Below are 18,159 nucleotides of genomic sequence, written 5' to 3' on the forward strand. Positions count from 1 at the left end.
TAACTATAGCGGGCCATGGTTTGATATAATTCAACGTATAACCATTGCTTTCGGCAGGGAAATAGCAGCGCTGCTGCCGTAAAAACCGAAACTCGGCACGGAGGAAGGGAGGGCGCTTATGGGGCAATGGTGGATAGGCTTGGCCGGAAGTCTGCTCATCGCCGGGGCGGCATATTGGAAAAAATCGTTGTCCGCTTCCGGACTGATTGCCGCGGTCTTGCTCGGCACGGCTCTATATTCTGTCGGCAGCTTGCCTTGGTACGGCGCCTTGATCGCTTTCTTCGTCTCCTCCTCACTATTGTCCAAGTGGAAGAGCCGCAGGAAAGAAAACGCTGAAAGCGGATATGCAAAGACGGGGAGAAGAGATGCCGGTCAGGTGATCGCCAACGGAGGGCTCGGCTTGCTGCTTTGCGTCGCTCACGCGATATGGCCCCACCCGGCTTGGTGGGGAGTATACATAGGAGTTATCGCTTCTGTAACCGCCGATACGTGGGCGACGGAGGTAGGAGGATTAAGCAGGAGCCGGCCCCGTTCCATCGTGAATGGGCGCAGGGTTGAGGCAGGGACTTCCGGCGGCGTGACCTTGCTGGGACTCGGAGCTTCGGCAGCCGGCGGTTTGTTCATCGGCGGGATCGCCTGGCTGCTGTTTCAAGTTCAGCCGGCGGCGGGCGGCGTTTTCTTGGCAGATCCATATGGGCTGTATTCGCTGCTTATAGGTTTACTGGGAGGTTTGGCCGGTTCCCTGGCCGATTCCTGGCTGGGAGCCATCGTACAGGTCATGTACCGCTGCCGTATATGCGGCAAGGAGTTGGAGAAGAGCGAGCATTGTCAAGCTGCGGCAGAGCCAATCCGGGGATGGACATTCATGACGAACGATGCGGTCAATGCTCTCAGCTCGGCCATAGGCGGGCTTGTCGGCTTTCTGCTTGTTTGGTTTATTTTCTGAAAAACCGGTAGAGAAGGGGCGAGCGGAAGTGGATGAAAGAAAACAATTTAGCTTTATCCGTCTGGGCCAGTGCACCTTTGAACAAGCATTAAGGCTGCGAAATCGCGGTTTTGAAGGGTATTATTTTGATGTAACCGTAACGATGGATCAATTGCTCCGCTCGTTTGCGGTTAACGGTATACGCCCGGAGCTTTCTCTGGTCGCATGCGCGGACGGCCATCCGGTCGGTTTTGTCTTCCTGGCGGTTAAAATGTTAAATGGGCTGAAAGCCGCCTGGAACGGCGGAACGGGAGTGATTCCCGAGTATCGCGGATACGGGCTTTCTACAGCGTTGATGCAGGAAGTCAAAACTCTTCTCACGGAGCAGGAAGTCGATCGCGCCTATTTGGAAGTGCTCGTTCAGAATTCCCGCGCCCTCTCGGCTTATGAAAAGGGAGGATTCCATATAGCGGACCGGCTGATCGGATTGACCAGGGACGGAGCTTTGGAGCCTGAGGCCTTCAAGGCCGGCGAATGTTCCGGCTTCAAGCTGCAATATGGGGCTCCCCGTACCGTGAAAGATATTCCCTATTACCGGGAAATAGCAGCATGGGAATGCCAGTGGCAGAATATGGCGGAAGGGGAGTCGCTGATCATCAGAGCCGCCGATGGAGAACCTGCGGCCTATGCCCTGTTCAAAAGAAATTACAGCGATGAGGGCATGATCAAGTCGATCGTTCTCTATCAATGTGAGGCCGCCCCCGGCCGCGTGGATCGCACGGAGCTTTTTCGCATGGCGCTAAAGGCGGTGTTTGGACCGAAGGAGCTTGACTGCAGCCGGACCACGGCCAATTTGTCGGGTTCTAATCCGGATTTAATCGATATGCTCAAGGAGGCCGGATTTAAGGAACGGTACCAACAGCATTTAATGGTCATGGACTTGTGAAGGCTTACATGACTTGCTTGCGGACATCATCTCCGTTTCCGGGGTGGCGCAGCAAATATCTGCTTTCGTCCAGGACAAAGCGAGTTCGGTAAGCATCATTGACAGAACAAATGATGGCAAATATGGCTTGTGTTCAGTAAGTACTTAATTAAAAGAAGTGGCCGCAATAAAGGACAGACAAAGGAGAGACCTATGGAAACACGCACTAACCGGCAGCAGAAGGCGCTGGAGACGAAGAATAAATTGATCGATGCCGCCCTTCGGACATTTTCCCGCAAAGGATTCAAGGAGAGCACAACGAAGGACATAGCGAAAGAAGCGGGAGTGACCGACGGATTGATCTATCATTATTTTCAATCCAAGGAAGATTTGCTGTGGGCTATTTTTGACAAATATACGCTTCTTCATTCCCTGGAGGAAACCGTCAGCCGATTGGATTCAAACCAGCCCTTAGAGCATAATCTGACGATTTACTTCCAATCGCTGTTTCGCAGTCTCGACGAATCGCAGGATTTGATTGTCATGTGCTTCGGGGAGGCACAACGGAATGACGATATCCGCCGGAAGATACAGGAGATTATCGGCAGAGGGGCGGAGCTGCTTGTAACGTTTCTGGAGCCGAAGGTTCGGATCGGGCGCCGGGAGCTATCGATCGCTGTCCGCAATCTGCAAACAGCGATGGTTTTTCATTTTCTTACGGTAGACCGATTTATGGAAGGCGGGAAGGCCAGACAAGAGTATATAGAAATCTCCGTCCGGCAGCTTCTGAAGATCATTGCTGAATGAACATATTCAACCGCTTGATTTCAAGCGCGGACATAGAGCTTACATCCCCTGATTTGCCAAACGAAGGGCACTCAGCACATTAATGCTTCGCCCGCTGCGGTCGTCATAGAGGGAGTTTCCTTCTACATGGTCAATGAACAGCACTCCGTCCAGATGATCTGTCTCGTGCTGAATGCATCGGGCAAGATAGCCTTCTCCTTCGAGTACGAACCATTCTCCCTGCCTGTTCTGGCTTCTCACCTTTACATAATTTGCCCTTTTGACGATGCCGGTATAACCCGGATAGGACAAGCAGGCTTCCGGGCCTGTTTGCTCTCCCTCGGCTGCAATAATTTCCGGATTGATCAACTCGATCAAACCGTCCCCGCAATCCATGACGACCACTCTTCTCAAAATGCCGATTTGCGGAGCCGCCAATCCGGCCCGGCCTTCGGCGCCATACAGCGTATCCACCATATCATCCAGCAGTTTGAATAATTTATCGTTGAACTCGGTTACCGGCTTGGCCTTTTTCCTTAATATTTCCTCTCCGAAGGGAAGAATCGTCTTGACAGCCATCGGTTCTTACCATCCTTTCTTAGGCATTAAGCTCCTTTAATAATTGAAGGGGTATGAACCCACAATTCGCCGGGGGTGCAATCCAAGGCGGTGCACAGAGCGTCCAGCGTATCGGCTTTCATTTGTTTAGGCTGGCCGTTCAGCAAGGCGCTTATGGATGGGGGAGATAAACGGTATCCCGCCTTATCCTCCAGCAGCCGGGCCAGTGCCGCTCCGGTCCAAACTCCTCTTGCGGCCATCACTTCTCTTAACATCCACACCAGCATGGCAGAGCTCCTCTCCAAGTAAATTTAGGCAACACCTAATTTATTTAAGTATGACCTAATATATCATGAGATCCATTTATTTGGCAACTAATTTTGCCCCTCAGCCGCCAGATAACGGTTACCCGACAAAAAAAGAAGAATTTCGACAGAATTATGAATTATTTTTTACAATCAGCTTAACAATGGCTCTGTAGTATGGTAAAGTATAGATGTCGAATGAAAACAGGGGTAAAACTGCCCGCTGGTGATTGTCTTGGGCCGGTATGGGACAAGCCGTCGAGCTTGTCGATTATTGTCTTGGACCCAGTGCTTTTCAGACTGGTTTGTTTAACCGGCAATAAGCCGTGGGGGACTGTGGATACCGGATGACGCTATACCGCGAAGGTATGTACTCCTCGATAACCTGTTCTCGTATGACGTTAATTTTTCATCTAGGAAAGAAATTTTCCCTTGGCAAATTAAAAGTATGCCATATAGAGATCGGTCATTATTTTTTTCATCCGGTCTTTTTTGGTATGTCCGAGGGAGAACAGCGGCTCCGCTCAATTATTATTTAAGGATCGCCGATTATTTCTGATTAGGAATAGGGAGGTCGAATCCATCTCAAATTGAGAACGATATAATCCTTAATCAATATTTAATATTTTTGTGAACAAGGTTTATAGTAGTAGGTAGGACTTATGTTACATCTTAGATTATATGACAGCCTTAAACAGGGAATATTACTTAACTACAGGGGAAAAAGGAAGACAGATTTCCCCATAATCAGTCAGAGGCCTCGAAGAGGCAGCGCGTTAACGAACAAATAACTTACCTATGGCCATCATGAACATGCAAGGGGAGGTTACCTTCAATGTCGATTGGGGAAATGACCAAGCTAAATCCTTGGCAAACTTATTACGGCCCTAACCTGGGCTACATCAATGAACAGTATGAGAAATACATCGCCGATCCCGAATCCGTGGAACCGACGTTCAGAGAACTGTTTGCCATCTGGGGCGCTCCTCCGGCTTCGTGGAATGCCGGAACGGAAAATGTGCAGGCCCCGGTTCCTAATGTTGAAATTAATGAAAATATGTTGAAAAAAGTCGTCGCTGCTGAAAAATTGGTATGGAATATCCGAACATATGGGCATCTGGCCGCGGATCTGGATCCGCTTGGGTTAGGGTTCACTGCGGATACCCGGCTTCTTGAGCCGGAAACATATCAATTAAGCAAAGACGACTTGTTGGCGTTTCCCGCTTCTTTAATCTGGGAGAACGCTCCGGGGAATGCCGTCACCGGATGGGATGCCATCAAGCAGCTCCAACAAATTTATACCAAGACTACCGCTTACGAATTCAGCCATGTTCACGAGCAGCGGGAAAGGGATTGGCTCAACAAGCGTGTCGAAACCGAAGCATTGTCGGGAACGCCTCTTTCGATAGAAGAGCGGAAGGAATTGCTAAACCGTCTCACCCAAGTGGAGCAGTTCGAAGCGTTCCTGCACCGGACGTTCGTCGGTCAGAAGCGCTTTTCCGTGGAAGGCAATGATGTTCTGATCCCGATGCTTGATGAAGTTGTCCGCATGGTGGCCCGGGAAGGATGTCAGCACATTCTGATGGGGATGGCTCACCGGGGGCGCTTGAACGTTCTGGCCCACGTATTGGGTAAACCTTACAGCAAGATCTTCTCGGAGTTCCATCATTCTCCTAACAAGGACATGATTCCTTCGGAAGGATCGATGGGAATTAACTTCGGTTGGTCCGGCGATGTTAAATATCATTTGGGTGCCGACCGTTCTGTAGTGGAGGGCGAACTGCCGCCAATCCGCCTAACCTTGGCCAATAACCCAAGCCACTTGGAATTTGTCAATCCGGTAGTGGAGGGCTTCACCCGCGCCGCCCAGGATGACCGCGGAGAAGCCGGTTATCCGAAGCAGGATGAAAGCAAGGCTGCCGCAGTGCTGATGCACGGGGACGCCGCTTTTGCCGGGGAAGGAATCGTGGCGGAAACGCTGAACTTCAATAAGCTTCAAGGCTACCGCAACGGTGGAACTATTCATATTATCGTTAATAACCGTCTTGGATTTACAACGGAAAGCTCTGATTCCCGTTCGACCCATTATGCAAGTGATTTAGCCAAGGGATATGAGATCCCGATCGTGCACGTTAACGCCGATGACCCGGAGGCATGTATCAGAGCGGTGCGCCTGGCTTGCGAATACCGTAATTTGTTTAAGAAGGATTTCTTGATTGATTTGATCGGTTACCGCCGATACGGGCATAACGAATCGGATGATCCGGAAATGACCCAGCCGCTTACCTACCATAAGGTACGGAACCATCCAACCTGCAGCAAGCTGTACGGAGACAAGCTTGTGGAAGAGGGGATCATCCCCAAGGAGCTTCCGGAGCAGATGAGGCAGGAAGCTGCGGCACGGCTGAAGGAAGCTTATGATGAAATGAAGGAAAACAACGGACGGGCTTCCAGCAATCCGCCCAACGGGCTGATTGTTCATACGGATAAACCGGAAATCAATACGGCCGTTCCCATGGATCAGCTGAAGGAAATCAATAGAGACCTGCTCAAATGGCCTGAAAACTTTAACGTTTATCCCAAGCTTAAACGGATTTTGGAAAGACGGGCGAATGCTTTGGAAGAAGGGGAGAAGGTTGACTGGGCTCTTGCCGAAACTTTGGCCTTTGCAACGATTCTAGCCGAAGGAAAGCCAATCCGTATTAGCGGACAGGATTCGGAGCGGGGAACTTTCGCCCATCGCCATCTCGTGTTGCACGATACCGAGACCGGTCAGAAATTCTCGCCTTTGCACCGCCTGCCGCAGGCCAAAGCTTCGTTCGCCATCTATAACAGCCCGCTGTCCGAAGCATCTGTGCTCGGCTTCGAGTATGGCTATAATGTGTTCGCTCCGGAGACGTTCGTGCTTTGGGAGGCGCAATTTGGCGATTTCGCCAACGCCGCTCAAGTCATTATCGACCAGTTTATCGCTGCCGGACGCGAGAAGTGGCTCCAAAGATCGAGCCTGGCGATGCTGCTGCCTCATGGCTACGAAGGACAGGGACCGGAGCATTCGAGCGCGCGTCTGGAACGTTTCCTGCAGCTTGCCGGTGATGAGAACTGGACGGTCGCTTATTTGTCCAGCGCGGCTCAATATTTCCACCTTCTGCGCAAGCAGGCGGCAATAGCCGGAACGGATGCGGCAAGACCGCTGGTTCTGATGGCGCCGAAGAGTCTGATCCGGAATCCTCGGGTAGCTTCTTCCGGTACGGAGTTCAGCGAAGGAGCCTTCCGTCCGATCTTGGAGCAGCCTGGTTTGGGCGCCCAGTCCAAGAAGGTGGAGCGCTTGATTCTGTGCACCGGTAAAGTCGCCATCGACCTGGAAGAGGCATTGGATGCGGAGAAGGAAAATCAAGACTTCGACTGGCTGCATATCGTTCGTGTGGAACAGCTTTATCCGTTTGCCGGGGAAGAAATCGAGGCCGTGATCCAGCGCTTCCCCAAACTGAAGGAAATTGTCTGGGTTCAAGAGGAACCGCGGAATATGGGGGCATGGAGCTACATGGATCCCCGCATCAGAGATGTGGCACCCGATAAAGTAAAGGTTCGTTATATCGGCCGTCCGGATCGCTCCAGTCCTGCGAGCGGTTATCAGGACGTTCATAATATGGAACAGCAGCGGCTGATCTCGAATGCATTGAATCGCAGCTTCTTTGAAAACTAATAAAGCAGGGAGGATACGGCTGTGAGTGAAATCATAGTACCAGAAATTGGAGAATCCATATCTGAAGGAACGATTGCGAAGTGGATCAAGAAAGAGGGAGAAACGGTCAGCCAGGGAGATTTGCTGCTTGAACTGGAAACCGATAAAGTCAATCTGGAAATTACGGCTGAGCAAGACGGAGTGCTTACGGAGATTCGCAGACAAGAAGGGGATACCGTTCAGGTAGGTGAAGTGATCGGAATTATCGGAGCGGCATCTGCTGCAGCCGGTGCCCAGCAGAAGGCACCTGAAGAAGCAGCACCTGCGGCGCCCGCCAAGGAAAGTGCACCGGCCCAAGCGGCCGCTCCGGCTCCTGCGGCAGCTATTAAAGCCGATGCGGACGATGCCGGTTCCTCGGTTACCGCTACTCCGGCAGCTAGAAAGCTGGCCAGAGAGCGCGGTATCGACTTGCGCCAAGTGCAGTCGGCAGACCCGAGCGGAAGAATCTATCCTGGCGATGTGCAATCCCATGTGGCCGGAGCCCCTTCCGCTCCTGCACAGGCTGCAGCCAATCGTCCGCAAGCGGCTCAGCCTGCGGCGCCTATTGACGTGAATCCGGCCAAGCCCGTTGAACGAATTCGGATGTCCCGCCGCCGCGTAACCATCGCTAACCGTCTCGTGGAAGCTCAGAGAACGGCCGCGATGCTGACCACCTTCAACGAAGTGGATATGACGGCAATTCTTGACGTGCGTAAGCGCCGTAAAGATAAGTTCAAGGAGAAGCATGATGTTGGTCTTGGCTTCATGTCCTTCTTCACTAAAGCAGTCGTAGGGGCGCTCAAAGCCTTCCCGCTGTTGAACGCAGAAATTGTCGGCGAAGAAATTTTGGCCAAGAAGTATTATGATATCGGAATTGCCGTAGCCGCCAAGGAAGGTCTGGTCGTTCCGGTAGTGCGGGATGCAGATCGTCTAAGCTTCGCTGAAATAGAGAGAGAGATTGCTGATTTGGCAAGTAAGGCCCGCAACAATGCATTGTCGCTGTCCGATCTGTCGGGCGGAACGTTCACGATAACGAATGGCGGAGTTTTCGGTTCCCTCTTGTCAACACCTATTCTGAATACGCCGCAGGTAGGGATTCTCGGAATGCATAAAATCCAATGGCGTCCGGTTGCCATTGACGAAGAGCGGATGGAAAACCGTCCGATGATGTACATTGCCTTGTCCTACGATCACCGGATTGTAGACGGCAGCGAAGCTGTCCGCTTCCTGGTAACCGTCAAGGAGCTTCTGGAAGATCCGGAATCTCTGCTGCTGGAAGGATAATCTCAACGGCAAAAAATCCTCCGAAGAAAACTTCGGAGGATTTTTCTTTTTCCTCATTGCCTCTTGGCCGCTGTACTTAGTTGCTTAGCTGCTGTTTGTACCCGTTCCCCAGTCATTGTGAAGATGAAGAAGAACGCCAGGCCCGCTGTAATCAGGGCCCACATGAAGGTTTGAGCGATGGAGGAGGACAGCAGCTCCGTTATTTTGTCCAGCAGCTCTGGCGGGATTAGCGCACGCTTATCCGGGGATAGCATATCGCGCGGATCGCCGATGTCGATCGGAGGCGCCCCTCCGGCACCGGCAAATTCCTTGCCAAGCCCGTTGGTAAACAGGTTCCGCTGAATAATGCCGAAAATAGTGATGCCGAGCGTCATCCCGAGAGAACGCATGAAGGTAAGAGTCGAAGTAGCTGAACCCCGCTGCCGCATATCAAAGTTGTGAATGGCTGCCATGCTTAATACCGAGAAGTTAAATCCTACCCCAAACCCCGTAATAATCATATACACCGTTAGAGTAGACCGGGCCACCTCGGTTGATAAAGTAGACAGCAGGAAAATTCCGAGGAGGAAGCAAATTCCCGAGAAAATCATAATGTTCCGGTAGCTGGTTCGCGTCGTTAGAAACCCTCCGATTTGGCTGCCGAAAACCGATCCGATCATCATCGGCATCAGAATGAGCCCGGAATGGGTCGCCGATCCGCCGAAGACGCCCTGTACGAAGATCGGGATATAGATGGTGGCCACGATAAAAGTAGCCCCATAGAATAGCGCTACCGCGTTACTTGCGGCGAACAGCCTTTTACGAAACATGCTGCACGAAAGGATCGGCTCCGCGGCTTTCGTCTCAACATATAGAAAAACGGCAAACAGGATGGCAAAGGCGGAAAAAAGACCGATGATGACGGCGGAATTCCATGCATAGTGCTGACCGCCCAGCTCGAGCGCGAACATTAGGCTGACAACGGCTGTCACTAGTGTAGCAGCGCCCCACCAGTCAATTTTTTGTTTCGATTTTGCCAAGGACTCATGATAAAAGAAGGAAATAAAAGCAAGTGCCACAACGCCTATAGGCAGGTTGATATAGAAAATCCAGTGCCAGTTTATGTATTCAGTGATGTATGCTCCCAACAGAGGGCCGAATATACTGGATATTCCGAATACGGCGCCGAACAGGCCGCTGATTTTCCCTCTTTTTTCCGGAGGAAAAATATCAAATACGACGGTAAAGGCGATGGGCATCAGCGCTCCTCCGCCGATTCCTTGAATGGCACGGTAAATGCTGAGCTGCTCGATCGTTTGCGCTGTCCCGCATAGTACGGAACCGAGCAGAAAAACGAGCATACCGAACATGAAGAAGCGTTTGCGGCCATACATGTCGGACAACTTTCCGAAGATGGGGGTGCCCGCCATCATCGCTACCATATAAGAGGAAGTCACCCAGACGATTTTATCGAATCCGCCTAGATCGGAGACAATGGTCCCCATGGCAGCGGCCACAATGGTATTATCCATCGCCGCCATCAGAATACCGAGCAGAAGCCCGGCCACTACAAAGCCAATTTTACTATTCTTAGCAATCATGAAAGTGCTCCTTTGTCATAAGCTGGTCTTGCCCTGTCGATCTGTCTCCGCGCAGAGCGAAGCTGATCTATATTGGGTCCTTCTTGATGAGCAAAGATTTATGTCCCACCACTCCTTCCTCATATCGTTCCCCGCTAATTTATTATAATAAATCATTATTTCAGCCTGCGCTTTATTTTTGTAATCTTAAATTTCTTTACAGCGTGAATAGGGGGCAAAGAAAGAATCTAACGGACATAAAACCTTACTTTAATACATAGGTATTCATCTGCGAAAATAATCCTCAGGAGCTTTTAATAAAAACGGGACAACCGAGGTGGAAAAAGGAGGATTTCAGCGATATACTGGGGGGTGTGGCAGCATTACTTTACTATTGTCCGGTTCGAATGAAAAGTATGGACATATTCTCTGCTGATTTATAGAAATACAAGATATCAATAGTTCTGACATTCAGTTAACATAACATTTATTATGTAAACCAAAGGATCGAAATCGTTTGATTCCATATAAGGAGCACCAAATGCGAATTGAAGAAATGATAATTAAACAGGCTGCACTTACGCCGGATCGTTGGGCAGTGGCCGATTCGAAGCAGCGGTTTACTTACAAGGAATTTATGGAACAGGTACTGTATAGAGTGGACGAGCTGAAGGCAATGGGGGCGGGGACCGGGGAAACGGAAATATTTGCGCTGCAGATGCCCAACAGCATCGCTTGGCTGACAGACGTGCTGGCTGTCATGATGCTTGGCGGTATCGTGCTGCCGCTTCATCCGGAGACGACTGTGGAGGAGCGGACCAGGCTGTTCGACAAGATCGGGCCGCAGTGGCTGTTGGGGATGGACGAGGAGCTTCGTTGGCCGGGGAACAAGCCAAGCCCCCGTCTGCCCCTGCGGCAGGCCGCTTCTGTCAGAGACCTGTTCCTCATCGGGTACACATCAGGTTCTACCGGTGAGCCCAAAGGCTATGTGAAAAGCCATCGTTCCTGGACCTGCAGTCTGGAAGGCTGGACAGAAGCGTTCGGATTGACCGGCAGCGAGCGGATTGCCGTGCCTCTCCCGATGTCTTATTCCGCACAGCTGTATCCGGCCATTCATGGGCTGGCAACCGGCGCGGAGGTCATCCTGATGGAGAGCTATTCGCCCGGAGGGCTTCTAGCTCATAATGCGACCTGCGTAACCATTATCCCGGCGTTACTCGATTCACTAATCCGCTATGCGGATAGCCGGATACCGGAATCGCTGTCGGGGAGGATGCCGAGAACGGTCATATCCGTAGGAACCAAGCTCTCCGCTGCCCAGAGAGCAAGCTTCCGGCGGTGCTTTGGCGAGAGCTCTTTGTACGAATATTACGGTTCATCCGAAATGGGGTATGTGACCTATCTCCGTCCGGAAGAGGCGGAGCGGGCTCCTGATTCGGTAGGGGCTCCCTTCCCGGGGGTGGAGATCGCCTTTATGGACGCCGGCGGTCACCGCATCGAGGCTGAGGAAGGCCGGCCGGGCAAGCTCTATGTCCGCACTGACCAAGCGTTCGAAGGCTATGCCGGGGAAGAAGCTTTGACAGAAGATTGCTGGATAGGGGAATGGGTAACTTCCCATGATCTCGGGTATTGCCGGAAGGATGGAAATATCGTGTTGACCGGACGGGAGCGGGATGTGATCAAAACCGGGGGAAGCCTGGTCTATGCCGCGGAGGTAGAAGCCGCTCTAATGGATATAGAAGGGGTGGCGGAGGCGGCTGTTATACCGGAAGAAGACGGGCAGAGAGGCGAAATCATCCACGCTGTGATCGTACTGCGGCCGGAAGGTGACCTCGCGCTTGTCAGGCGGCACTGCGCTTCCAAGCTCGCACCATACAAACGCCCAAGAAAGTGGAGCGTTGTAGACAAGCTGCCGAGGAACCGGAACGGGAAAGTGGTCAAGAGCCGGATTTTTGTGTCCGATTGAATGTCATAGGATAGTTTTTTCAAGGCAATTTCTGCTATAGTAGTGAAGAAAGCGTTTTTATTCTATATTGTGCCAAGCAGGGGGAGCAAGATTATGAGCTTACCAACCGGGAACAGACAGGAGGACCGGAGCCTCTGGCTGGAATGGATGAGAAGGATTGCCGATCCGGTCCTTACCTCCTTGGCCGCGCGCCGGCTGAGAGCGGACATGCCTGTGGAGAGCAGGGGGACGGATCGGGCGGACTATACTTATCTGGAAGCATTCGGGAGACTGCTGGTCGGCATGGCTCCATGGCTGGAGAGCGGACCGGATGACGATAGTCCGGAAGCGCGATGGCGAGAGCAATATGGTGAACTGGCAAGGCTTGGGATCGATGCCGGCACGGATCCCGAGTCTCCGGACTGCTTTAACTTTACCCAAGGATATCAACCGATCGTGGACGCCGCTTTCCTGGCTCATGCTCTACTGCGTGCGCCGACCGAGCTTTATGGCCGGTTAAGCGGACAGGTTCAGCGCCGGCTTGTTAAGTCGCTGCAGGCGACGCGGTCTCGCAAACCCCATTTTAACAATTGGCTGCTGTTTGCGGCGATGATTGAAGCCGCTTTATACAGGATGGACGAATGCTGGGACCCGATGAGGATCGATTACGCCCTCAAGCAGCACGAGCAATGGTATAAAGGCGACGGAATTTATGGGGATGGCCCGGACTTCCATTGGGATTATTACAACAGCTTCGTCATTCAGCCGATGCTCATCGATATCGTCGGAACGGTCGCACAGGAATCGGACGATTGGAAACGCCTGCAGGAGAAAGTGGAGGCCAGGGCGGTCCGCTATGCCGCCATTCAGGAAAGAAGCATCTCTCCCGAAGGCACTTTCCCGGTCGTCGGCCGGTCCCTGGCCTATCGTTGCGGGGCGTTCCAGCATCTTGCGCAGATGGCGCTGCAGCATAAGCTGCCTCCGGACCTTCATCCGGCTCAAGTGAGGTGCGCCTTGACGGCAGTGATACGGCGGACATTGACGGTGCCGGGAACATTCGACGACAAAGGCTGGCTGCAAATCGGACTATGCGGCCATCAGCCGGAATTGGGCGAATCGTATATTTCTACCGGAAGTCTGTATCTTTGTTCAACGGTCTTCCTTCCGCTGGGCCTGCCGCCTTCCGATCCTTTCTGGCAAGGAGAGGCGGACTGGACGGCGAAGAAAGCCTGGTCCGGGCAGAGTGTGCCTATAGATCAGGCTTTAAGCCGGTAACTGCGCAAGCTCTAGAAGTAGTTTGGGTATGAACAGACGAAGGATTTAGAGGAGGAGAAATCGAATGAAAACAGGCAGTTATAAGCTTGAAACCCGTTGTCTAAGCTCGTTGGTGAAAGTATTTCCGGATGAGGAACTGAACGCCCGGGCCTATACCAAGGGATCCGCTCTATCTAACGAGATGTATTCTTTTCAGATCGCTTATCGCTCCGATTTGTTATTGAAGTGGCTCGAAGTCAAGGTGGAGTCGGAGCTGAACGAGGTGTTGTCGGTCCGCTCCGTAGGGCTCGTACCGGCCGAGATGGTTGCCTATCACGATCATGACGAGCACATTCTTCGTTCGACTCCGGGATTATATCCCGACCCTCTGTATAACATTGCGGAGGAGGGCCTGGCAGGCCTGCCCGGCAATTGGCGCTCCCTATGGGTCGAGGCGGATCTTCAGGGCAAGGTGAAGCCGGGCCATTACCCGATTCGCGTTTTGTTCATGCACGCAGGGGAATGTCTGGCCGAAGAGACCTTCGAGCTGGAGGTCATTGGAGCCGAACTGCCGGAGCAGCAGTTGAAATATACGAACTGGTTCCATACGGACTGTCTGGCGACTTACTACTCCTATGAGATTTTCAGCGAAGAGCATTGGCGGGCGATAGACAATTTTGTACAAACTGCGGTTAAGCACGGCATGAATATGATTCTGACGCCTCTGTTCACCCCTCCGTTGGATACCCGGGTGGGCGGGGAGCGACCGACGGTCCAACTGGTCGATGTGGAGAAATCCGGAGATACCTACCGCTTCGGCTTCGACAAGCTGAAAAGATGGGTGGAGCTCTGCTCGAGGAACGGGGTCCGGTATTTTGAATTCTCTCATCTATTTACCCAGTGGGGAGTCAAGCATGCGCCGAAAATTATGGCTGTCGAGAATGGAACCGAGAAGCGCATTTTTGGCTGGGAGACCGATGCGACCGGGGACGATTATCGGGGATTTCTCTCGCAGTTCTTGCCCGAGCTTGTCCGCTTTATTCAGACCAACGGCCTGGAGGAGCGAAGCTTCTTCCACGTTTCTGACGAGCCTCACAAGGAGCATTTGGAAAACTACCAGAAAGCGAGCGATTTGTTGAAGCAATATTTGGCTGATTTTCCGATGATCGATGCTCTGTCGGACTACGAATTTTATGATAAAGGCTATGTCAAGAACCCGATTCCTGCTACTAATCATATTGAGCCGTTCCTGGAGAATAAGGTTCCGAACCTGTGGACTTATTATTGCTGCTCGCAATACAAGGAAGTGTCGAACCGGTTCCTGAATATGCCGTCCGCACGCAACCGGATTCTGGGCTATCAACTGTATAAATTTGATATTGCCGGGTTCCTGCATTGGGGCTATAACTTCTGGTATGCCCAATATTCGATCCGGCCGATCGATCCATACACCAACACGGATTCCAACTACGGGTTTCCGGCCGGCGATGCATTCGTGGTCTATCCGGGTCCGGATGGACAGGCCATAGAATCGCTGCGGCTTAAGGTGTTCTATGATGCGTTCCAGGATTTGCGGGCGTTGAAGCTGCTCGAAAGCCTGATAGGCAGGGAGCAGGTGCTTGAGCTGATCGAGGAAGAGCTGGAGGAAGAGATTACGTTCCGTACATACCCTCGGGAAGAGGAATGGCTGCTCAACAAACGGGAGCAAATCAACCGCATGATCAAGGACAGCTTGTCCCAATAGCCCGGCGCATGAAGCCTGTCGAAGAACGCCCTCGGATGAGGGCGTTCTTTCTTTACTGTTTTATATGGCTTTATTTGACCCAGTACTTCAGATTTCGAAACTTCGTTTCTGAACGTCCTTCCACTCCATAAACACCGTTCTTAAAGTGACGTGTCGCCGGCCCGCGATCTTCTACGGTCAGAACCAATTCGTCATCTGCATAAACTCGAATGATTCCCTCATCAGCATTATGAGCCACCTTTAGGTTCCACCAATTGTTGTACACATTAGATTTGATAAGCGCACCATTAGGATCGCTAAAATATCGCCTCACCGTGTTATCTGGGTGAACTACCAGCATGATGTCGGTTGCGGGCGTACCCGCCGGCCTGTTAATCCGCAAAATTTGCATCACTGACGATCCGACCGACCCTTCTTCGATATAGACATCTGCTTCCCACATGTGCTCACCAGACGAATACTCGTTATACCAGCGCATCTCGGTACGGGGGTCCGTTGTATTGCCTTGTTTAAAAGGTTTGTCCGTATTATATACCCACATGGTATGTGTATCGGTCGCTGCATCGTAATGGTATCGCTCGCTCAAATCAAGATCCCATGGCTTCTGGATGTAATAACTGAAGGGAACTTGAGTCCATCCGATCGTTGGCGGATCTTGTGCAGCGCCGGCATTTGCCACAGCGCCATTCACTGTCGGCCCGAACTGAAATAGTAGGCAGGCAAGAGATAGAATAAGGATCAGGCTAACCATTTTTTTGGTTTTAAACCCGGCTTGAGCCAATTGATATCATCTCCTAAACGATAAATTTTCCTTCTATTCTAAGATGCCGATCTTTGAAGATGTTGTATCAGGCAAGATAAAGGACCTCCATTTCACCCCCAATCACTCTTACATTTATTTCCTGATACAAACTTTAATACGGTATTCTTGAATTCGCCTTTCCATAATGTGTTATTTTACTTTTGGATTGTGCTTTTTAACGATTTTGTGAAGAACAAGCTGGGCTTGTCGGGAGAGCGGATTTTTTGTCAATGCGAAAGACGGGCTGATTTACGCGAAGAAGGGGAGAGCATGATCCTATAGCGAAGCTGGAAATTGCCCAAGAAGATATCGTGACGTTGAAGATTCAATGCGCAGAGCCGGAAGAGTACAGGGGGGCAATGGGTGGCGGAGGATAAAAATCGATTCATAACGAAGGAAGAATCCGCGCGGATTCATGGAAGTCCTTCAATGCCTATCGTGAACAGTATGGTCTTTCGATTTGGATGCAATAACAGCAATAACAGAAAGAAGGAGTCCGGGAAGGTCGTGGAGAATCGGCCTAACTTGCCCTTCGGGCATTGTCGAAAGCAGCAAACGGCCGCATTGGGTTCGGAACCGCAAAGGTTCCAAAACTCAACCTTCCTGGACTTACATACGTCGTTTTGGGCTCTGCCCCGGCCTATTCCCGGTCGGAGAACACCCGGGTCATCAGAACGGCCATTTGGGCGCGGGTGACCGGTTCTTCAGGCCGAAAGGTGCCGTCGGGATATCCGTCCACAACGCCGTATTCGGACATCGTCTGAATGGCGGCATGGGACCAGCGGTCGGGGGCGACATCGGCATAAGGCCTCTTGGTGTTCGCGGATACCGGCGGGTAGTTTAACAGCCGGGCGAGCATGGCCGTCATCTGCTCCCGGGTGAGCGGTTCATCCGGAGCAAAGCTGCCGTCAGCTATTCCGTCCACAATGCCGTTAGCGTACGCCCAGGCAATAGCTCCGGCCGCCCAATGATCCGGCGTCACATCCGCGAAGCCGATTCCGGACGGGCTTCCGCCGGACAAGGCGGCGTCTCCGGCTGCTCCGCCGGCTCCCGAGACGGGGGCTTCTGGCCCCTCCATCATGATCCGCGACAGAACAGTGACGGCCTGTGCTCTGGTCAGCGGTCCGTCCGGAGAGAATATGCCGGCTGCCTCTCCATTTATCCAGCCATGATCATAAGCATCCGCAATTTCGTTATGCGCCCAGTGGCCCATGCTGTCCGGGAAGGCCGCCCCGTTCAGCCAGAGGCGGAAGAAGTCCCAGGTTCGCGCATCTTCCTGGGCAAGGCTCCAGCTTCCGGCACCTTTCAAATGATATTTTCCCACCAATTCCAGTTTGAGCTTCATAGCGGCTTCATTCTCATACCACAGCTCGTAATCTCCCGGGCTAAGCTTGCGCCCATTAACAGTTAATGCCGGATCGGTGGGCAGGACCGTGAAGGTCGCCCTGGCCGAACGGCTAGACGGATCGAGTGTAACGGTTCCCCGGTAAGTCTTGATCAGCTCGTCCGCCATCCGGTTCTGAACGGAGATTCCCAGAATCGTTCCGTCCGATTTCCAGAGTCGACCGTAGAAAGGAAAACCGAGCACGATCTTATCCGCCGGCACCTGGGACAGGGCGAACTCTATCGATTTCTCGATGAACCTCCAACTGGCGACAGAGCCGGGGGCCAGATCCCCTTCATAATGCTCGTCATAAGCCATGATCATCAAATGATCGCTGTACTCGGCCAGTGCCTCGTAATCGTATAGCCCCAGCCACCCTTGATCCGAACCGTACGGATTGGCAGCGACGGCTACGGACACTTCTTTATCCGCAGGCAGTCGGGCTCTCAGAAGCTGCACGAGCGCTGTGAAATCCTCACGGTACAGCTTCGGTATGTTCTCCAAATCTATGTTGATTCCGTCCAATTGATAAGTATGTATAGCTTCGGCCAATTGATCCGCCAGATGCTCTTTATTTTGCAAGGCCAGGATTCCCAAATCGCGATTCCAATCATTGCTTAAGTAGGGGACTACACGAATATTCCGCTTATGCATTTCCTGGATAAAACCGGGATCGAGAGACGGGGAAAGCTGCAGAGAGCCGTCCGGATTAAGCTTGAAATAAGAGGGGGAAATGACATCCAGCGAACCCCGGGTAGTTTCGACATAATCGATATATTTTCCGGGAGAGCCATGAAAGACGTAGGACATATTATATTTGCCCGCTTCCGCCGGGGCCGACCCGGCGAATAAAGAGAGGGCGACAACGGTGCTGAGGAGCGTTTTTCTATAGTTGCTGGACAAGGATGATTCTCCTTCTAGTCAAAGTATTCTAATAGATTCTCTATTTTAACTATAAAGGAGAATG

Annotated in this window: 13 protein-coding genes; 8 read left to right on the plus strand and 5 right to left on the minus strand. The window is 52.0% G+C overall.

Going from position 1 to position 18,159, the window contains the following annotated elements:
• Positions 1 to 118: 118 nt before the first annotated feature.
• The 3 genes from FS806_RS06325 to FS806_RS06335 all read left to right on the plus strand — a co-directional run bounded on the left by FS806_RS06325 (position 119) and on the right by FS806_RS06335 (position 2,657).
• A complete protein-coding gene (locus tag FS806_RS06325; protein ID WP_144933737.1) occupies positions 119 to 946 on the plus strand; it encodes a DUF92 domain-containing protein in 828 nt (275 codons plus the stop codon).
• Between the two features lie 28 nt (positions 947 to 974).
• Positions 975 to 1,871, plus strand: coding sequence for a GNAT family N-acetyltransferase (locus FS806_RS06330; protein WP_144933738.1), 897 nt, complete (start codon positions 975 to 977; stop codon positions 1,869 to 1,871).
• Positions 1,872 to 2,063: 192 nt separating this feature from the next.
• Complete coding sequence (locus FS806_RS06335) at positions 2,064 to 2,657, plus strand: TetR/AcrR family transcriptional regulator (protein ID WP_144933739.1); 594 nt, start codon at positions 2,064 to 2,066, stop codon at positions 2,655 to 2,657.
• 39 nt (positions 2,658 to 2,696) lie between these two features.
• Here FS806_RS06335 and def read toward each other — a convergent pair whose 3' ends face one another.
• Both def and FS806_RS06345 read right to left on the minus strand, forming a co-directional pair.
• The gene (gene def, locus FS806_RS06340; protein ID WP_144933740.1) at positions 2,697 to 3,215 is read right to left on the minus strand and encodes a peptide deformylase; all 519 of its coding nucleotides are present in this window, start codon (positions 3,213 to 3,215) and stop codon (positions 2,697 to 2,699) included.
• Between the two features lie 26 nt (positions 3,216 to 3,241).
• Entirely contained in the window at positions 3,242 to 3,481 is a 240-nt protein-coding gene (locus FS806_RS06345; protein ID WP_144933741.1) for a helix-turn-helix domain-containing protein, read from the minus strand.
• A gap of 853 nt (positions 3,482 to 4,334) precedes the next feature.
• Here FS806_RS06345 and FS806_RS06350 point away from each other — a divergent pair.
• Positions 4,335 to 7,202 carry a 2-oxoglutarate dehydrogenase E1 component gene (locus FS806_RS06350; RefSeq protein ID WP_144933742.1) on the plus strand — a complete coding sequence of 956 codons (2,868 nt, stop codon included), beginning with the start codon at positions 4,335 to 4,337 and terminating at the stop codon, positions 7,200 to 7,202.
• Positions 7,203 to 7,223: 21 nt separating this feature from the next.
• Positions 7,224 to 8,504 (plus strand): 2-oxoglutarate dehydrogenase complex dihydrolipoyllysine-residue succinyltransferase, encoded by a 1,281-nt coding sequence (gene odhB / locus FS806_RS06355; RefSeq protein WP_144933743.1) that lies wholly within the window; start codon positions 7,224 to 7,226, stop codon positions 8,502 to 8,504.
• Between the two features lie 53 nt (positions 8,505 to 8,557).
• Here odhB and FS806_RS06360 read toward each other — a convergent pair whose 3' ends face one another.
• Positions 8,558 to 10,084, minus strand: coding sequence for an MDR family MFS transporter (locus FS806_RS06360; RefSeq protein ID WP_144933744.1), 1,527 nt, complete (start codon positions 10,082 to 10,084; stop codon positions 8,558 to 8,560).
• A 520-nt stretch (positions 10,085 to 10,604) separates the two neighbouring features.
• Between FS806_RS06360 and FS806_RS06365 the strand changes: the two genes are divergently transcribed.
• The 3 genes from FS806_RS06365 to FS806_RS06375 all read left to right on the plus strand — a co-directional run bounded on the left by FS806_RS06365 (position 10,605) and on the right by FS806_RS06375 (position 15,006).
• Entirely contained in the window at positions 10,605 to 12,029 is a 1,425-nt protein-coding gene (locus FS806_RS06365) for a class I adenylate-forming enzyme family protein (RefSeq protein ID WP_144933745.1), read from the plus strand.
• Between the two features lie 93 nt (positions 12,030 to 12,122).
• Complete coding sequence (locus FS806_RS06370; RefSeq protein ID WP_144933746.1) at positions 12,123 to 13,283, plus strand: DUF2264 domain-containing protein; 1,161 nt, start codon at positions 12,123 to 12,125, stop codon at positions 13,281 to 13,283.
• 64 nt (positions 13,284 to 13,347) lie between these two features.
• Positions 13,348 to 15,006: a DUF4091 domain-containing protein gene (locus FS806_RS06375; RefSeq protein WP_144933747.1), complete on the plus strand. Its 1,659-nt coding sequence runs from the start codon at positions 13,348 to 13,350 to the stop codon at positions 15,004 to 15,006.
• A 70-nt stretch (positions 15,007 to 15,076) separates the two neighbouring features.
• Here FS806_RS06375 and FS806_RS06380 read toward each other — a convergent pair whose 3' ends face one another.
• Positions 15,077 to 15,787 carry a polysaccharide lyase family 7 protein gene (locus FS806_RS06380; RefSeq protein ID WP_222126598.1) on the minus strand — a complete coding sequence of 237 codons (711 nt, stop codon included), beginning with the start codon at positions 15,785 to 15,787 and terminating at the stop codon, positions 15,077 to 15,079.
• Positions 15,788 to 16,448: 661 nt separating this feature from the next.
• On the minus strand, positions 16,449 to 18,095 hold the full coding sequence (locus tag FS806_RS06385) for an S-layer homology domain-containing protein (protein WP_144933748.1): 1,647 nt from the start codon (positions 18,093 to 18,095) through the stop codon (positions 16,449 to 16,451).
• Positions 18,096 to 18,159 lie beyond the last annotated feature (64 nt).

Source organism: Paenibacillus sp. 32O-W (assembly GCF_007679495.1).
GTDB classification, from domain to species: domain Bacteria; phylum Bacillota; class Bacilli; order Paenibacillales; family NBRC-103111; genus Paenibacillus_L; species Paenibacillus_L residui.